At 60.5% G+C, this 15,531-nt stretch carries 18 protein-coding genes; all 18 read left to right on the top strand.

The features are described 5' to 3' along the window. On the top strand, window positions 1-245 hold a 245-nt coding region (locus AC1DRJ_RS09245), incomplete at its 5' end, for a hypothetical protein (RefSeq protein ID WP_477801864.1). A 47-nt stretch (window positions 246-292) separates the two neighbouring features. After that, entirely contained in the window at window positions 293-691 is a 399-nt protein-coding gene (locus AC1DRJ_RS09240) for a DUF2946 domain-containing protein (RefSeq protein WP_477801863.1), read from the top strand. A gap of 48 nt (window positions 692-739) precedes the next feature. Continuing rightward, window positions 740-1,219: a copper chaperone PCu(A)C gene (locus AC1DRJ_RS09235; RefSeq protein ID WP_477801862.1), complete on the top strand. Its 480-nt coding sequence runs from the start codon at window positions 740-742 to the stop codon at window positions 1,217-1,219. A gap of 20 nt (window positions 1,220-1,239) precedes the next feature. Then, window positions 1,240-1,695 carry a DUF2946 domain-containing protein gene (locus AC1DRJ_RS09230; protein ID WP_477801861.1) on the top strand — a complete coding sequence of 152 codons (456 nt, stop codon included), beginning with the start codon at window positions 1,240-1,242 and terminating at the stop codon, window positions 1,693-1,695. Between the two features lie 277 nt (window positions 1,696-1,972). Continuing rightward, complete coding sequence (locus AC1DRJ_RS09225; protein WP_477801860.1) at window positions 1,973-4,090, top strand: TonB-dependent copper receptor; 2,118 nt, start codon at window positions 1,973-1,975, stop codon at window positions 4,088-4,090. A 128-nt stretch (window positions 4,091-4,218) separates the two neighbouring features. Beyond that, window positions 4,219-5,598, top strand: coding sequence for a PepSY-associated TM helix domain-containing protein (locus AC1DRJ_RS09220; protein ID WP_477801859.1), 1,380 nt, complete (start codon window positions 4,219-4,221; stop codon window positions 5,596-5,598). Window positions 5,599-6,048: 450 nt separating this feature from the next. After that, a complete protein-coding gene (locus AC1DRJ_RS09215) occupies window positions 6,049-6,417 on the top strand; it encodes a DUF6124 family protein (protein WP_477801858.1) in 369 nt (122 codons plus the stop codon). Between the two features lie 75 nt (window positions 6,418-6,492). Further along, on the top strand, window positions 6,493-6,792 hold the full coding sequence (locus tag AC1DRJ_RS09210; RefSeq protein ID WP_477801857.1) for a 7(1) septoil knot domain-containing protein: 300 nt from the start codon (window positions 6,493-6,495) through the stop codon (window positions 6,790-6,792). Between the two features lie 224 nt (window positions 6,793-7,016). Continuing rightward, window positions 7,017-8,282 carry an urea ABC transporter substrate-binding protein gene (urtA, locus tag AC1DRJ_RS09205; protein ID WP_477801856.1) on the top strand — a complete coding sequence of 422 codons (1,266 nt, stop codon included), beginning with the start codon at window positions 7,017-7,019 and terminating at the stop codon, window positions 8,280-8,282. A 163-nt stretch (window positions 8,283-8,445) separates the two neighbouring features. Then, window positions 8,446-9,948, top strand: coding sequence for an urea ABC transporter permease subunit UrtB (gene urtB / locus AC1DRJ_RS09200; protein WP_477801855.1), 1,503 nt, complete (start codon window positions 8,446-8,448; stop codon window positions 9,946-9,948). Beyond that, window positions 9,948-11,027 (top strand): urea ABC transporter permease subunit UrtC, encoded by a 1,080-nt coding sequence (gene urtC / locus AC1DRJ_RS09195; RefSeq protein ID WP_477801854.1) that lies wholly within the window; start codon window positions 9,948-9,950, stop codon window positions 11,025-11,027. Before urtB ends, urtC begins: the two co-directional genes overlap by 1 nt. Beyond that, complete coding sequence (gene urtD / locus AC1DRJ_RS09190) at window positions 11,024-11,893, top strand: urea ABC transporter ATP-binding protein UrtD (RefSeq protein WP_477801853.1); 870 nt, start codon at window positions 11,024-11,026, stop codon at window positions 11,891-11,893. The genes urtC and urtD overlap by 4 nt, the downstream gene beginning before the upstream one ends. 61 nt (window positions 11,894-11,954) lie before the next feature. Continuing rightward, window positions 11,955-12,653 carry an urea ABC transporter ATP-binding subunit UrtE gene (gene urtE / locus AC1DRJ_RS09185; RefSeq protein WP_019582243.1) on the top strand — a complete coding sequence of 233 codons (699 nt, stop codon included), beginning with the start codon at window positions 11,955-11,957 and terminating at the stop codon, window positions 12,651-12,653. 43 nt (window positions 12,654-12,696) lie between these two features. Further along, on the top strand, window positions 12,697-13,536 hold the full coding sequence (locus AC1DRJ_RS09180) for an urease accessory protein UreD (RefSeq protein WP_477801852.1): 840 nt from the start codon (window positions 12,697-12,699) through the stop codon (window positions 13,534-13,536). A 157-nt stretch (window positions 13,537-13,693) separates the two neighbouring features. After that, window positions 13,694-13,996, top strand: coding sequence for an urease subunit gamma (locus AC1DRJ_RS09175; RefSeq protein ID WP_007945249.1), 303 nt, complete (start codon window positions 13,694-13,696; stop codon window positions 13,994-13,996). Window positions 13,997-14,005: 9 nt separating this feature from the next. Beyond that, on the top strand, window positions 14,006-14,539 hold the full coding sequence (locus AC1DRJ_RS09170) for an N-acetyltransferase family protein (RefSeq protein ID WP_477801851.1): 534 nt from the start codon (window positions 14,006-14,008) through the stop codon (window positions 14,537-14,539). A 6-nt stretch (window positions 14,540-14,545) separates the two neighbouring features. Beyond that, window positions 14,546-15,079 carry a GNAT family N-acetyltransferase gene (locus AC1DRJ_RS09165; protein WP_477801850.1) on the top strand — a complete coding sequence of 178 codons (534 nt, stop codon included), beginning with the start codon at window positions 14,546-14,548 and terminating at the stop codon, window positions 15,077-15,079. Next, window positions 15,079-15,387, top strand: a complete 309-nt coding sequence (locus AC1DRJ_RS09160) for an urease subunit beta (protein WP_109627750.1) — start codon at window positions 15,079-15,081, stop codon at window positions 15,385-15,387. Before AC1DRJ_RS09165 ends, AC1DRJ_RS09160 begins: the two co-directional genes overlap by 1 nt. Window positions 15,388-15,531: the final 144 nt, after the last annotated feature.

Here is a 15,531-nt window from a genome sequence, read left to right as displayed (position 1 = left end):
ACCTCAAAGCCTGTGAAGAGGAGGATTCGGGCGACGGACGTTTCATTCGCTTGGCGTTCAGAGACGTCAAACACACCCTCCGCGCACGAATTCAAAGTGATCCACATTTTGCTCAGGCAATTCGAATCGAAGTCGCTACACTCTTCCATAACGGCGAGCTGGAAATGGCTCACAGCATGCTGCTCTTGTTAACTCAGGCACTGCGACACCACACCGCACGCCGCTTTTTTACTTATCGGCCCTGATCAGGCTAAATAGCCGCGCTTGATCGCCCACCCAAACGGATTCCCCCATGTCCCGACATCGGCTTGCAATTGCATGGATCGCCTGCTTCGCAGTGCTGTTCAACATGCTCGCCATGCCGATGAGCAATGCGATGGCGCAGTCGGCGAAATCGCCTGCCGAGCAATTGCTTTGGGGCAGTTTCTGTACGTCCAGCGGCACCAAAATGGTGGCGATTTCCCTGGGCGATATCGAGCAGAAGGCGCCACAGGGCGACGATCATTCCAACATGCAGCATTGCTGGTGTTGCTCGGGCTCTGCACCCTTGGTGGCGCTGCCTGGGCATGAGCCGCAGCTGTATTTCGCGCACTTCGAGAGCAATCGAGGCCTGCCCGCCGCCACACTCGAAACCCCCACACCGCGCCAGCAATGGCCGAGTCTCAACCCCCGCGCTTCCCCTCAGGTGTGATTCCTTCTCGCAATTGACCTGCGTTTTGAATCGTTCCGGAGAACTGCCATGTTGAACAAACTCATCGTTTTGGCTGCGTTGCTGCTGCCTGCGTGCTTTGCCAATGCCCAAGACTACAGCGTCGGCGAGTTGCAAATCGCGAATCCGTGGTCGCAAGAGTTGCCACCCAACGCGCCAACCGTTGCCGCCTATTTTGTGATTCACAACAGCGGCAAGACCGCTGACCGCCTGCTCAGTGTCGACTCGCCCATTTCGGGCGAAGCCCAGTTGCACGAGCACGTGATGCAGAACGATCTGATGAAGATGCAACACGTGCCGAGCGTCGAGATCCCCGCTGGCGGCACCGTTACATTTGCGCCGATGGCCTATCACGTGATGCTGCTGGGGCTGAAAGATCGCAGTCTGTTGAGCGACGGCAAACGCTTCCCGCTGACGATGCATTTCGAGAAGGCCGGTGATGTGACGGTAGAAGTTGCCGTGCAGAAGAAGCCATCGGAAAACCCACAGATGCACGCTCACGCCCAGTAATCGACTGAGCAGAAGCCGCCATGCGCCCGCTTAGCGTCAGGTCATCCGCGTCACGTTGTCAGCCATTGAGCCTGACGCGCGGCAGCTGGATCAGCCTGTTCGCCATGTTGATGATCTTTATCGGCCCGCTGATTTCTCAGTCGATGCCGATGGATCAACGCGCCTCTGCCATGACCATGACCATGAACATGTCGATGGACATGAGCATGGACATGACGGCCATGGAGCACGCCGACCACGGCGCGCAACCCGCCGCCGAACACTGCCCGCCCGAAGCTTCGCACCATGCGCTCTGGGAAAAATGCGGCTATTGCAGCCTGCTGTTCAATTGCCCGGCGCTGACTGGCGGTGTTTCATTCGCAGCTTTCACCACCCCGCCCGCCAACACGTTCACCCCCCCGTCCCCCCGCCTGGGCCATGCCCGGCAACCCTTCTTCCCCGGCGCCCGAACCCGCGCCCCACCTATCGTCGCGTAAACACCCACCTCTGATCTCACACGGTCCGCAAGACAGCCAAAGCAACCTGTGTGTGTGAGCTGGTGTGGCGAGGGGGCTCGCCCCCGTTGGGTCGCAAAGCGGCCCTGAAACCTGCAATCGCCGTGTATCAGATACACCGCATGCAATGTTTTACGACTGCTGTGCAGCCGAACGGGGCAAGCCCCCTCACCACACAAGCCTCACCCCACAAGCTCATTCCTGCAGGAATTGCCTCGGCTGCCGCCCGTGTCGTTTATGCCGTTCGATGGAAATTGTCATGTCCAGGTTTACTGCTGACTCACGCTTGAGCCCTGCTCAAGCTTCTTATGCCCTGAACGAACCCAGTGTTCGATTCAGGCACGCCACCGCATTCCTGTGTGGCGCTCTACTGACACCGATGGCGCTGGCCGATGAACACGCCGCCCACAGCGACGAGCTGAGCCCGACGGTCATCACCGCGATCGCCCCGAGTTCGCCGCTGACCATCGTCACCAACCCCAAGGACCCGCGCCAACCGGTGCCGGCCAGCGACGGTGGCGACTACTTGAAAACCATCCCCGGCTTCGCCCTCGTGCGCAACGGCGGCACCAACGGCGACCCGGTGTTGCGCGGCATGTTCGGCTCGCGGATGAACATCCTCACCAACGGCGGCCAATTACTGGGCGCCTGCCCCGGCCGGATGGACGCGCCAACCTCCTACCTCTCGCCGGAAACCTACGACAAACTCACCGTCATCAAAGGTCCGCAAACCGTACTGTGGGGGCCGGGTGCGTCCGCCGGGACCATCCTCTTCGACCGGGAGCCAGAGAGTTTCGGCGAACTCGGCACCCGGGTGAATGCCAGCGTGCTGGCCGGCTCCAACGGCCGCTTCGACAAACTGGTGGACGCTGCTGCTGGCGGCCCGTTGGGTTACGTGCGGGTGATCGGCAACACTGCACACGCCGACGACTACCGGGATGGCAACAACGACACCGTGCCTTCGCGCTACGACAAGTGGAACGGCGACGTCGCACTCGGCTGGACCCCGGATACCGACACCCTGCTGGAACTGACCGCCGGCAAAAGCGATGGTGAAGCACGTTACGCCGGGCGCGGCATGGACGGCTCGCAGTTCCTGCGCGAAAGCCTCGGCCTGCGCTTCGAAAAATCCAACGTCGGCGACGTGCTGGACAAGATCGAGGCCCAGCTTTACTACAACTACGCCGACCACGTGATGGACAACTACACCCTGCGCACGCCCTCCGGCACCGGGATGATGTCCGGCCCAAGGGCGTCGAACGTCGACCGTCGAACCGTCGGCGGTCGGGTCAAAGGCACCTGGCGCTGGGCCGTCGTGCAGCTGATCAGCGGCATCGACGTGCAAACCAGCGAGCACCGCCAGCGCGGCAGTGCGGGCATCAATACCTACAAGGACCTGCCGTACACCGAGGACGCCGACTTCCACAACTACGGCGTCTTCAGCGAACTGACCTGGTACGCCGCCGACCGTGACCGGCTGGTTACCGGCGCGCGCCTGGACCGCGCCTCGGCCAGCGATTACCGGCAATCCATCGGTTCAGGGATGACCAAACGCCCCAACCCGACCGCCGATGACACCCGAGCCGACACACTGCCGAGCGGCTTCGCCCGTTATGAGCATGACTTGGCCGACAGCCCGGCCACCCTGTACGCAGGCCTCGGTCACACCGAACGGTTCCCGGATTATTGGGAGCTGTTTTCACCCAAGAGCGGCCCCGCCGGTTCATTGAATGCCTTTGATTCGATCAAACCCGAGAAAACCACCCAGCTCGACTTCGGCCTGCAATACCGAACCGAAGACCTCGATGCCTGGGCCTCAGGTTACGTCGGCAAAGTGCACGACTACATCCTGTTCAACTACATCCCAACCCCGGCGGGCACCGTCTCCCAGGCTAAAAACATCGACGCCCGCATCATGGGCGGCGAACTCGGAGCGGCTTACCGGTTGACCAACAACTGGAAAGCCGACGCGACCCTGGCCTACGCCTGGGGCAAGAACAACAGCGACGGCAACCCACTGCCGCAAATGCCGCCACTGGACGCGCGTTTCGGCCTCACCTACAGCGAAGACAACTGGAGTGCCGGGGCGCTGTGGCGAGTGGTCGCCGCGCAAAACCGCATCGATCTGAACAAGGGCAACGTCGTCGGCAAAGACTTCGATAAAACCCCGGGCTTCGGCATGTTCTCGCTCAACGGTGCCTACCGGATCAACCCGCACTGGAGGGTCAGCACCGGCGTCGACAACCTGTTCGGCAAGCCCTACGCCGAGCACTTGAACCTGGCCGGCAACGCCGGTTTTGGCTACCCGGCCCAACACCCGCAAGCCATTAAAGAACCGGGGCGAACGCTCTGGACCAAGGTGGACATGAGTTTCTAAAAACATCGCGGGCAAGCCCGCTCCCACAGGTACACCACCGTCCAATGTGGGAGCGGGCTTGCTCGCGAATGGCTGCGCAGCAGTCACCGGACAACAAAAAAAGACCCAAGCCAAGCGGAGCACAACCAATGAAACAGCCCAAACCGAATTTCTACAACCTGGCCTGGCGCTGGCATTTCTATGCCGGTCTGTTCGTCGCGCCTTTCATGGTGATGCTTGCCCTGACCGGCATCATTTACCTGTTCAAACCGCAGCTCGATCCGTTGATGTACGGCAGCCTGCTCAACGTCCCGGCCGGGCACCACACCGTGCCCGCCGACGACTTGCTCAAGCGGGTCAAAGAAGCGTATCCCCAAGCCACCATCAAGCAGTACCTGCCACCGGTCAACGCCGAGCGCAGCGCGCAATTTGTCGTGGTCAATGGCGATACAGAACTCAACGTATTCATCGATCCCTACCAGGGCGACATCCTCGGCGAGCAAGACGCCAAGAAGAACCTGCAAGCGGTTGCGCGGTCGATTCACGGCGAGCTGATGATCGGCACCGTCGGAGATCGACTGATCGAAATGGCCGCCGGCTGGGGCATCGTTTTGGTGGTGTCCGGGGTGTTCCTGTGGTGGCCACGCGGCCAAGCGGCGGGCATTTTGTGGCCGCGTCTGACCAGTCGCGGTCGCGTACTGTGGCGTGACCTTCACGCGGTCACCGGGTTCTGGGGGGCGTCATTGCTGTTGGTGATGTTGCTCAGCGGCATGACCTGGACCGGGTTCTGGGGCGCGCAATACGCCGGTGTCTGGAACGTGTTCCCGGCAGCGATGTGGGACAACGTACCCAAGTCCGACGTCGAGGCACGCAGCCTCAACACCGCCACCCGCCAGACCGTGCCTTGGGCGATGGAAAATACGCCGATGCCGATGTCCGGCGGCGACCACGCCGAACACATGGCCCACGGAGGCGCACAAATAGGCCCAGCCGCGCCGACCATCAGTCTGCAAGACGTGCAGAACATCGCCGTGCAACGCAAGGTCGAGTCGGGTTACAGCATCACCTTCCCGAAAACTGCCACCGGCGTGTTCACCATTGCCGTGTTCGCCGACGACCCGCGCAACGACGCCACGCTGCACGTCGATCAATACACCGGCGACGTCCTCGCCGATGTGCGTTTCGAGCAATACGGCACCGTCGCACGCGCCACGGAAATCGGCGTGATGCTGCACGAAGGCAAGATGTTCGGGGTGTTCAATCAGATCATCGTGTTACTGATCTGCCTGATGATCCTGCTCAGCGCCGTCAGCGGCGTGGTGATCTGGTGGAAGCGCCGGCCACAGGGCAAATTCGGTGTGCCGCCGCTGCGCCACGACCTGCCGAAATGGAAAACCGCGATGGTCATCATGTTTGCCCTGGCGGTGATGTTTCCACTGGTGGGGGCGTCGCTGGTGGTGGTCTGGGTGCTGGATCGCGTGCTGTTGTCGCGTTTCAGCCGACAGACTGAATCGGCCTCAACTTTGTGAACACATTCTAATGTGGGAGTGAGCCTGCTCGCGATGGCGGTAGCACATCCAGCATCGATGTGTCTGACATACCGCTATCGCGAGCAGGCTCGCTCCCACAGGGGGATTGTGATTCCGGGGTTGTTTATGTGTGTTTATCTGGATGCGAAATGACCGGACGTTTCCCACGACTTTTTCAGGTTGTTCGTCGGACGTGGGCTGTCTAGTCTGGGGCTGTCACTGCACATCAGTGATCGGGCGTGAGAACCCGGTTTACCCTGTTAATCCAACATCAGTACCACCATAATTGCCGCCAGCTTATCCGCTGTCTGCAATGCTCTATGGCGGCTGTGTGCGGGCGGACTTCGGTCCGGCCGGGTTCGGGGTTACCGGTTTCTCACTCCGCACATAGCTGCCACCCCTCATCGTGTGAGAACGATAAGTGGTGGCCCCAACTGAGTTGAACCCCAAATGAGCAAAAAGATTGTTCCAGATCCACCCATCCCCACCACTCCCGATCCCGAAACATCTCGCGACGAAGACCTGCTCAGAGACCGCGACGCCATCAAGCGCGCCCTCGACTACTACCTCGATCCCCCGACCCAATACACCGAAAAACCCCGCCACCCCAGCACCATGTTCATGATCGCCCCGAACAACGACACCGAAAGCCTGTTGGTCAATGCCTGTGAATCCTTGGCGTCAGCCAGTGTGCTGACCAGCGATTTCGCCGCCGAATTGATCGGCCCGCAACGGCATAAGGTAATGGCGATTCAGCAGATCATCATGCTCGCGGAACTGGCCGTTAACCGCGCGGTGGATAACGTCGTCCCCACCTAGAAACACCTGAGCCCGCTCCCACAGGGGCTCAACATTACCTACACTGAAAGTCTCACGACTCACAGGATCAGCCTCATGTTGAAATCTGTTTTCCTGTCCTTGCTGGTGCTCGGTTCCAGCGCCGCATGGGCCGATACCACCGTCGATGTGTCGAAGATCTACGGCAAGATTCAATTCGTCGACAGCTTCCCTGACTACAAGGTGCAGGTGGTGGACTCCTTTCCCGATCTGAAAGTGCAGCAGGTCGACTCTTTCCCCGACTCGCCGGGCAAGTGGAAAACTGTCGATAGTTTCCCTGATTACAAAATCCAGATTGTCGATTCCTTCCCCGATTTCAAGATCCAGTACGTCGACTCCTTTCCCGGCGTCAACTGAGCCCCTCTTGCGTCACCACTGCCGCCACGCGGCAGCACCACAATGATGCACACCTTCGCACCACTGCCCCGACCTCGTCCCTTCATGGTGCGCCGCAAAACTGCACGACCGCTCTAACCCGTCATTTCTGCGACTTTTGCCACTCGGCACAGCCCTTGCAAAACACCCTTCAGTAGTCCGCATCTGCCAACCAAGAAAATTCATCAGTTCATGGAGATCGCACAATGAAGCGTCGTAGCTTGATCAAGGCTTTTACACTCTCGGCAAGCATCGCCGCGATGGGCATGACCTGGACGATCCAGGCCGCCGAAACCATCAAGGTCGGTATCCTGCATTCGTTGTCCGGCACCATGGCGATCTCCGAAACATCGCTCAAAGACATGGCGTTGATGACCATCGACGAGATCAATGCCAAAGGCGGCGTGAACGGCAAGATGCTGGAGCCGGTGGTGGTGGACCCGGCGTCGAACTGGCCGCTGTTCGCCGAGAAGGGCCGTCAGCTGCTGACTCAGGATAAGGTTGCCGTGGTGTTCGGTTGCTGGACTTCGGTGTCGCGTAAATCGGTGTTGCCGGTGTTCGAAGAGCTCAACGGCTTGCTGTTCTACCCGGTGCAATACGAAGGCGAAGAGATGTCGCCCAACGTGTTCTACACCGGCGCCGCGCCGAACCAGCAAGCGATCCCCGCCGTTGAATACCTGATGAGTGAAGAAGGCGGCAGCGCCAAGCGCTACTTCCTGCTCGGCACCGACTACGTCTACCCGCGCACAACCAACAAAATCCTGCGTTCGTTCCTGCACTCCAAAGGGGTGGCGGACAAGGACATCGAAGAGGTCTACACCCCGTTCGGCCACGCCGATTACCAGACCATCGTGGCCAACATCAAAAAATTCTCGGCCGGCGGCAAGACTGCCGTCATCTCGACTGTCAACGGCGACTCCAACGTGCCGTTCTATAAAGAGCTGGCCAACCAGGGTTTGAAAGCTACCGACGTTCCGGTCGTGGCGTTCTCCGTGGGTGAGGAAGAACTGCGCGGCATCGACACCAAGCCGCTGGTGGGCAACCTCGCGGCGTGGAACTACTTTGAATCGGTTGATAACCCGGCGAACAAGAAATTCGTCGCCGACTGGAAAGCCTACGCCAAGAAACATAACCTGCCGGGCGCCGACAAAGCGGTGACCAACGACCCGATGGAAGCCACCTACGTCGGCATTCACATGTGGGCGCAAGCGGCTGAAAAAGCCAAATCCACCGACGTCGACAAAGTCCGCGAAGCCCTCGCCGGCCAGACCTTTGCCGCGCCGTCCGGCTACACCCTGACCATGGACAAGACCAACCACCACCTGCACAAGCCGGTGATGATCGGCGAGATCCAGGCTGACGGTCAGTTCAACGTGGTGTGGCAGACCGAAGGGCCGATCCGTGCCCAGCCGTGGAGCCCGTTCATTCAGGGCAACGACAAGAAGCCGGAATATGCGGTGAAGAGCAACTAAGCCACTGGATGTCGGGCTTGAGCACGGAGCTCATACCCGACACATATCCCTGTGGGAGCGGGCTTGCTCGCGAAGACGGCGGCACATCCAACATCAATGTGACTGACCCACCGCATTCGCGAGCAAGCCCGCTCCCACATTAAGTTCGCGCAAGGCCATGCATATGCCGACTGCCCTTTACCGCTTCATCTTGACCATCGCACTCTTGCTGCCGATGGTCTCCCACGCCAGCGACACCAAAGACTTCGTCGCCGCCAACCCTGTGCAGCAAGCCAAACTGCTGGAGTCCTGGGCTGCGCAGCCCGACCCGTCCCGCATCGAACTGATCAATGCCTTGCAACAAGGCGAACTGACCGTCGATGGCCAACCGAAAACCCTGCGCCTGAACAATCGCCTGCGGGGTCTGATCGACACCGCACTGGCCAGTCATCAACTGCTCGCTGCCGACACCAAAATCCGCCTTGCCGCCGCGCAGCAACTGCAGAAAAGCGCCAAACCCGCGCAGCTGAAATTCCTCGACCAGCAACTGGCCGGCGAAAAAGACGAAAGCGTGCATGCCGCGCTCAGCCTCGCCCTGGCCAATCTGCAACTGGTCGACACCGATCCGTCCGTGCGCCTCGCCGCTGTGCGCTTGCTCGGTGAAACCGGCGACCCGCTGGCCCGCACCCGCCTCGAAAGCCTGCTGGAACCGGGCGTCGAAGCCGACGCCACGGTACGCACTGCCGCCGAAACCAGCCTTGCCCAAGTCAAACGCAAACTGCTGATCGGCGAGCTGCTCGGTCAGGCCTTTAGCGGCATGTCCCTCGGTTCGATCCTGCTGCTCGCCGCCCTCGGTCTCGCGATCACCTTCGGCCTGCTCGGCGTGATCAACATGGCCCACGGCGAGATGCTGATGCTCGGCGCCTACTCGACCTACGTGGTGCAGCTGATGTTCCAGCGCTACGCCCCGGACGCCATCGAGTTCTACCCGCTGATTGCGTTGCCGGTGGCGTTTTTCGTCACTGCCGCCATCGGCATGGCGCTGGAGCGCACGGTGATTCGTCACCTCTACGGGCGCCCGCTGGAAACCTTGCTCGCCACTTGGGGCATCAGTTTGATGCTGATCCAACTGGTGCGATTGTTGTTCGGTGCGCAGAACGTTGAAGTGGCCAATCCCGAGTGGTTGTCGGGCGGAATTCAGGTGCTGCCGAATCTGGTGTTGCCATACAACCGCATAGTGATCATCGCGTTTGCGCTGTTTGTGGTGGTGCTGACCTGGCTGCTGCTGAACAGGACGCGCCTGGGTTTGAACGTGCGCGCCGTCACCCAGAACCGCAACATGGCCGCCTGCTGCGGCGTGCCCACCGGGCGCGTGGACATGCTCGCCTTCGGCCTCGGCTCGGGCATCGCCGGCCTTGGTGGTGTGGCGCTGAGCCAGATCGGCAACGTCGGCCCGGACCTCGGCCAGAGCTACATCATCGACTCGTTCCTGGTGGTGGTGCTCGGAGGTGTCGGCCAGTTGGCCGGTAGCGTATTCGCCGCGTTCGGCCTCGGTATCGCCAACAAGATTCTCGAACCGCAGATCGGCGCCGTACTCGGCAAAATCCTGATCCTCGCGCTGATCATTCTGTTCATCCAGAAGCGTCCGCAAGGCCTCTTCGCACTGAAAGGACGGGTGATCGACTGATGAACCAGCCCCTGATGCTCACGGCCACACAAAAGGCCGGCCCAAAAGTCACGATTGCCGTCGGTGTGGTGATTCTCGCTCTACTGCTGGCGTTGCCGCTGCTGTCGTTGTTGTCGCCGGACAGCACGTTTCACGTCTCGGCTTATACGCTGACGCTGGTGGGCAAGATACTTTGCTACGCCATCGTCGCTTTGGCGCTGGATCTGGTGTGGGGTTACGCCGGTCTATTGTCCCTCGGCCACGGCCTGTTCTTCGCCCTCGGCGGTTATGCGATGGGCATGTACCTGATGCGCCAGGCCTCGGGCGATGGCTTGCCGGCGTTCATGACCTTTCTGTCGTGGACCGAATTGCCGTGGTACTGGACCGGCACCAGCAGCTTCCTCTGGGCCATGTGTCTTGTTGTATTGGCGCCGGGATTGCTGGCGCTGGTGTTCGGCTTCTTCGCCTTCCGCTCACGGATCAAGGGCGTGTATTTCTCGATCATGACCCAGGCCCTGACCTTCGCCGGAATGTTGCTGTTCTTCCGTAACGAAACCGGATTTGGCGGCAACAACGGCTTCACCAACTTCCGCACCATTCTCGGTTTCGGCATCACTGAGCCGGGCACACGCGCCGTGCTGTTTTTCGCCACGGTGGTATTGCTGGTAGCGAGCCTGTTCATCGGCTGGCGGTTGGCACAGAGCAAGTTCGGTCGAGTGCTGACCGCCCTGCGTGATGCGGAAAATCGCCTGATGTTCTGCGGCTATGACCCTCGCGGTTTCAAGCTGTTTGTCTGGGTGTTGAGCGCGGTGTTGTGCGGGCTGGCCGGTGCGTTGTACGTGCCGCAAGTCGGGATCATCAACCCTAGCGAAATGTCGCCGACCAACTCTATTGAAGCGGCGGTCTGGGTGGCTCTCGGTGGTCGCGGAACCTTGATCGGCCCGCTACTCGGCGCTGGCGTGGTCAACGGCATGAAGAGCTGGTTCACCGTGGCGTTCCCGGAATACTGGCTGTTCTTTCTCGGCGCGTTGTTCATTGTCGTGACCTTATACCTGCCTAAAGGCGTGATCGGTCTGCTGAAAAAAAGGGGTGAGCAATGAGAGTCACTGCGACGGCTGAATTCATGCTCGAACCGGCCTTTTTCCCCGTGGAGCCGAACAAGGACGCCGGCACCAGCCGCGATGCCATCAGCCACGGTCAACGCGTCAGCCCTGGCCTCGATACCCGCCACGGCACGATCCTGACCCTGGAAGACATCAGCGTCAGCTTCGATGGCTTCAAGGCACTGAACGACTTGAATCTGTACATCGGCGTCGGCGAACTGCGCTGCATCATCGGCCCCAACGGCGCGGGCAAGACCACGCTGATGGACGTGATCACCGGCAAGACCCGCCCGAGTCACGGCAAGGCCTGGTTCGGTGAAACCCTCGACCTGACGCAGATGAGTGAAGTGCAGATTGCCCAGGCCGGCATCGGTCGCAAATTCCAGAAGCCGACGGTGTTCGAAGCCTTGAGCGTGTTTGAAAATCTGGAGCTGGCGCAGAAAACCGACAAGTCGGTGTGGGCCAGCCTGCGGGCTCGCCTGAGTGGTGAGCAACGCGATCGCATCACTGAAGTGTTGGAAACCATTCGCCTGACCACGTCGGTCAATCGCCCGGCGGGGTTGTTGTCCCACGGTCAGAAGCAGTTTCTGGAAATCGGCATGTTGCTGATGCAAGACCCGCAACTGCTGCTTCTCGATGAGCCGGTGGCGGGCATGACCGATGCCGAAACCGAATTCACCGCCGAACTATTCAAGAGCCTGGCGGGCAAGCATTCGCTGATGGTGGTGGAACACGACATGGGGTTTGTGGGTTCGATTGCCGACCACGTCACCGTGTTGCACCAGGGCAGCGTGCTGGCCGAAGGATCGCTGGAACAGGTGCAGGACAACGAGCGGGTGATTGAGGTGTATCTCGGTCGCTGATTCGGTGGGATTGATCGTTCCCACGCTCCGCGTGGGAACGATCACTGAGGAGAATTTGAGAATGCTGCAAGTCGACAAGCTGCACCAGTATTACGGCGGTAGCCACATCCTGCGCGGCCTGACGTTCGAGGTGAAGGTCGGTGAAGTCACCTGCCTGCTCGGGCGCAACGGGGTGGGCAAGACCACCCTGCTCAAATGCCTGATGGGTTTGCTACCGGCCAAAGAAGGCGCGGTGAACTGGGAAGGCAAACCGATTACCACGTTCAAGCCACACCAGCGCGTGCACGCAGGGATCGCTTACGTGCCGCAGGGCCGCGAGATTTTCGGCCGACTGACCGTGGAAGAAAACCTGCTGATGGGCCTGTCACGCTTCCCAGGCTCCGAAGCCAAGGAAGTCCCGGCGTTCATTTACGAGCTGTTCCCGGTGCTGCTGCAAATGAAGCAACGGCGAGGCGGTGATTTGTCGGGTGGCCAACAGCAGCAATTGGCGATTGGCCGGGCGCTGGCCAGCCGTCCTCGCCTGCTGATCCTCGACGAACCCACTGAAGGCATCCAGCCGTCGGTGATCAAGGAGATCGGCGCGGTGATCAAGAAGCTCGCCGCCCGTGGCGACATGGCAATTTTGCTGGTGGAGCAGTTCTACGATTTCGCCGCCGAACTGGCCGATCAATACCTGGTGATGTCACGGGGCGAGATCGTGCAGCAAGGTCGCGGCGAAAATATGGAAGCCGAAGGTGTGCGTGGGCTAGTAACGATTTAAGGCTACGATCTAGTCTGTAGCGTCCCAACGAAAACTGGAAACCATGAATTTACCTGTCCCAACTGCCCTTTTTACTCCTAGCTGGCACGCCGAACTGGAGCTGGGCTACGCCCGATTCGGCGACAGCACGCGCCCGGTCCAGCGTCGCCACAAAGGCCCGCTTCGGGTGCAAAAGCACCTGTATGCCGAAGGCCCGGAGGTGTGCCAGCACATCATCGTTCACCCACCGGGCGGCATCGCTGGCGGTGATCGGCTGGACATTTCGGCCAGCGTCGGCCCAGATGCCTGGGCGCAAATCACCAGCCCCGGCGCGGCCAAGTGGTATCGCGCGGCGGGCCCGGCCTATCAGACACTGGACTTGAAGGTGGCAGCGGGCGCGACACTGGAATGGTTGCCGCAGGAGACGATTATCTTCAGCGATGCCCAAGCCGAACTGAGCACTTCGATAGAGCTGCAAGGCGATGCGCGGTTGTTCTATTGGGACGTTGTGGCGCTGGGTCGGCCGGCCAGCGGCGAGCGTTTTGACCTCGGGCATTTTCAGGCACATCTGGATATCCGCCGCGACGGCCAGTTGCTCTGGCACGAACGTCAGCGCATTGTCGGGAATGACGGTTTGCTGGATTCGCCCATCGGACTGGATGGGCAACCTGTGTTTGCGACGTTGCTGGTAACCGGTGAGATTGATAGCGCGTTACTGGAAACCTGTCGCTCCCTGCCCAATGACGTGCGAGGGGATTTGACCCAGTTGCCGGGGCTATTGGTGGCACGTTGCCTGGCCAGCGAGGCGCTTCTGGCCCGTGGCTGGCTGATTGATTTGTGGCGACTGCTCAGGCCTGCGTTGCTCGGCCGGGAAGCTGTCCCCCCAAGAATATGGAGCACCTGAAACACGGTTTAATGTGGGAGCGGGCTTGCTCGCGAATGCGGTGTATCAGCCGACATCCATTGTGAATGACCCACCGCATTCGCGAGCAAGCCCGCTCCCACATTTGGATTGTGTTTACAGTTCTGAATTTTTTTATCTGCCCAGATGGATTCCAACGATGGACCTGACCCCACGCGAAAAAGACAAGCTGCTGATTTTCACCGCTGGCCTCGTGGCCGAGCGGCGTTTGGCGCGCGGCGTGAAACTCAATTACCCGGAAGCCATGGCCTACATTTCCGCTGCGCTGCTCGAAGGCGCGCGTGACGGCCAGACCGTGGCCGATTTGATGCACTTCGGCACCACCCTGCTGACCCGTGAACAAGTGATGGAAGGCATCCCGGAAATGATCCCGGAAATCCAGGTTGAAGCGACGTTCCCCGACGGCACCAAGCTGGTCACCGTCCACCAACCTATCGCCTGAGGCCCCGTCATGACTTACCACATTCGCGAAGCGGTACAGGCCGACCTGCCGGCTATCCGCGACATCTATAACGACGCTGTGCTCAACACCACGGCGATCTGGAATGAACAGGCCGTCGACCTCGGCAATCGCCAGGCCTGGTTCAGCGCCCGGCAAGCCCAGGGTTACCCGATTCTGGTGATCGTCGACGCTGACGACAGTGTGCTCGGTTACGCATCATTCGGTGACTGGCGGCCGTTCGATGGCTTTCGCCACACCGTCGAGCATTCGGTGTACGTGCGCAGCGACCAGCGCGGCAACGGCCTCGGCCCGCAACTGATGACCGTGCTGATCGAACACGCCAAAGGCTGCAACAAGCACGTGATGGTAGCCGCCATCGAAAGCGGCAACGCGGCCTCTATTCGTCTGCATGAACGCGCCGGTTTCATAACCACGGGGCAAATGCCCCAGGTGGGCACCAAGTTCGGCCGCTGGCTGGACCTGACCTTCATGCAACTGACCCTCAATCCCGGCGCGGAGCCGCCAGTCGCCCACCAGGAGTAATCGCTGATGAACGCCGCCCAACTGCGCCGCGTGAATGTTGAAAGCTTTGCGCACTATCGCCAGGGTTTGATCGACTTGTTACTCGATGCCGTGGGGTATGGCGCCAGCGTCGGCTTCATGGCCAACCTGGATGCCACACAGGCGCGCGCCTATTTCGATGAGGTTCAAGAGAACCTGAACAAGGGCAATGTGCTGCTGTGGGTGGTGGTTCGCGACGAACAAGTGGAAGCCAGCGTGCAACTGACCCTGTGCCAGAAAGCCAATGGCTTGAACCGCGCCGAAGTGCAAAAGATGCTGGTGCGCGAGCACGCGCGTCGGCGGGGGCTGGGCCAACAGTTGATGAGCGCGTTGGAACAGGCTGCGCTCCAGCACAAGCGCGGCATGCTCTTCCTCGACACTGAGGCGGGTTCACCCGCTGAAGATTTCTACAAGGCGCTGGGTTACACCCGGGCGGGGGAAATTCCCGACTATGCCTGCGACCCGAGCGGAAGCTACAAACCGACCGCGCTCTACTACAAGATTCTGCAAGGAGCCCATTGATGATTCCCGGTGAATACCAGATCCAGCCCGGCGATATCGAACTCAACGTTGGCCGCCGCACTGTCAGCCTGAAAGTGGCCAACAGCGGCGACCGGCCGATTCAGGTCGGCTCGCATTACCACTTTTTCGAAACCAACGACGCCCTGACCTTCGACCGCGCCGCCAGCCGTGGCATGCGTCTGAACATCCCCGCTGGCACTGCCGTGCGCTTCGAGCCTGGGCAGAGTCGTGAGGTGGAGTTGGTGGATCTGGCCGGGCATCGCCGGGTGTTCGGGTTTGCGGGGCGGATCATGGGTGACCTCGACTGAAAGCTGTGGTGCTTCTGAAAATCGCAGCCTCGCTTCGCTCGACARCTCCTACAGGGRCCGGGCACAGCAGGGAATTTACGCGAACACCCGCAGAAAATCGCAGCCTCGCTTCGCTCGACARCTCCTACAGGGGCCGGGCACAGC

The organism is Pseudomonas sp. P5_B2, from assembly GCF_056400445.1.
This window is presented reverse-complemented; position numbering and strand designations above follow the sequence as displayed.

Excerpts from the sequence above, each read along its gene's own strand:
- AC1DRJ_RS09240 (WP_477801863.1), top strand. The coding sequence starts at position 293 with ATGTCCCGACATCGGCTTGCAATTGCATGGATCGCCTGCTTCGCAGTG.
- AC1DRJ_RS09235 (WP_477801862.1), top strand. The coding sequence starts at position 740 with ATGTTGAACAAACTCATCGTTTTGGCTGCGTTGCTGCTGCCTGCGTGC.
- AC1DRJ_RS09230 (WP_477801861.1), top strand. The coding sequence starts at position 1,240 with ATGCGCCCGCTTAGCGTCAGGTCATCCGCGTCACGTTGTCAGCCATTG.
- AC1DRJ_RS09225 (WP_477801860.1), top strand. The coding sequence starts at position 1,973 with ATGTCCAGGTTTACTGCTGACTCACGCTTGAGCCCTGCTCAAGCTTCT.
- AC1DRJ_RS09220 (WP_477801859.1), top strand. The coding sequence starts at position 4,219 with ATGAAACAGCCCAAACCGAATTTCTACAACCTGGCCTGGCGCTGGCAT.
- AC1DRJ_RS09215 (WP_477801858.1), top strand. The coding sequence starts at position 6,049 with ATGAGCAAAAAGATTGTTCCAGATCCACCCATCCCCACCACTCCCGAT.
- AC1DRJ_RS09210 (WP_477801857.1), top strand. The coding sequence starts at position 6,493 with ATGTTGAAATCTGTTTTCCTGTCCTTGCTGGTGCTCGGTTCCAGCGCC.
- urtA (WP_477801856.1), top strand. The coding sequence starts at position 7,017 with ATGAAGCGTCGTAGCTTGATCAAGGCTTTTACACTCTCGGCAAGCATC.
- urtB (WP_477801855.1), top strand. The coding sequence starts at position 8,446 with ATGCCGACTGCCCTTTACCGCTTCATCTTGACCATCGCACTCTTGCTG.
- urtC (WP_477801854.1), top strand. The coding sequence starts at position 9,948 with ATGAACCAGCCCCTGATGCTCACGGCCACACAAAAGGCCGGCCCAAAA.
- urtD (WP_477801853.1), top strand. The coding sequence starts at position 11,024 with ATGAGAGTCACTGCGACGGCTGAATTCATGCTCGAACCGGCCTTTTTC.
- urtE (WP_019582243.1), top strand. The coding sequence starts at position 11,955 with ATGCTGCAAGTCGACAAGCTGCACCAGTATTACGGCGGTAGCCACATC.
- AC1DRJ_RS09180 (WP_477801852.1), top strand. The coding sequence starts at position 12,697 with ATGAATTTACCTGTCCCAACTGCCCTTTTTACTCCTAGCTGGCACGCC.
- AC1DRJ_RS09175 (WP_007945249.1), top strand. The coding sequence starts at position 13,694 with ATGGACCTGACCCCACGCGAAAAAGACAAGCTGCTGATTTTCACCGCT.
- AC1DRJ_RS09170 (WP_477801851.1), top strand. The coding sequence starts at position 14,006 with ATGACTTACCACATTCGCGAAGCGGTACAGGCCGACCTGCCGGCTATC.
- AC1DRJ_RS09165 (WP_477801850.1), top strand. The coding sequence starts at position 14,546 with ATGAACGCCGCCCAACTGCGCCGCGTGAATGTTGAAAGCTTTGCGCAC.
- AC1DRJ_RS09160 (WP_109627750.1), top strand. The coding sequence starts at position 15,079 with ATGATTCCCGGTGAATACCAGATCCAGCCCGGCGATATCGAACTCAAC.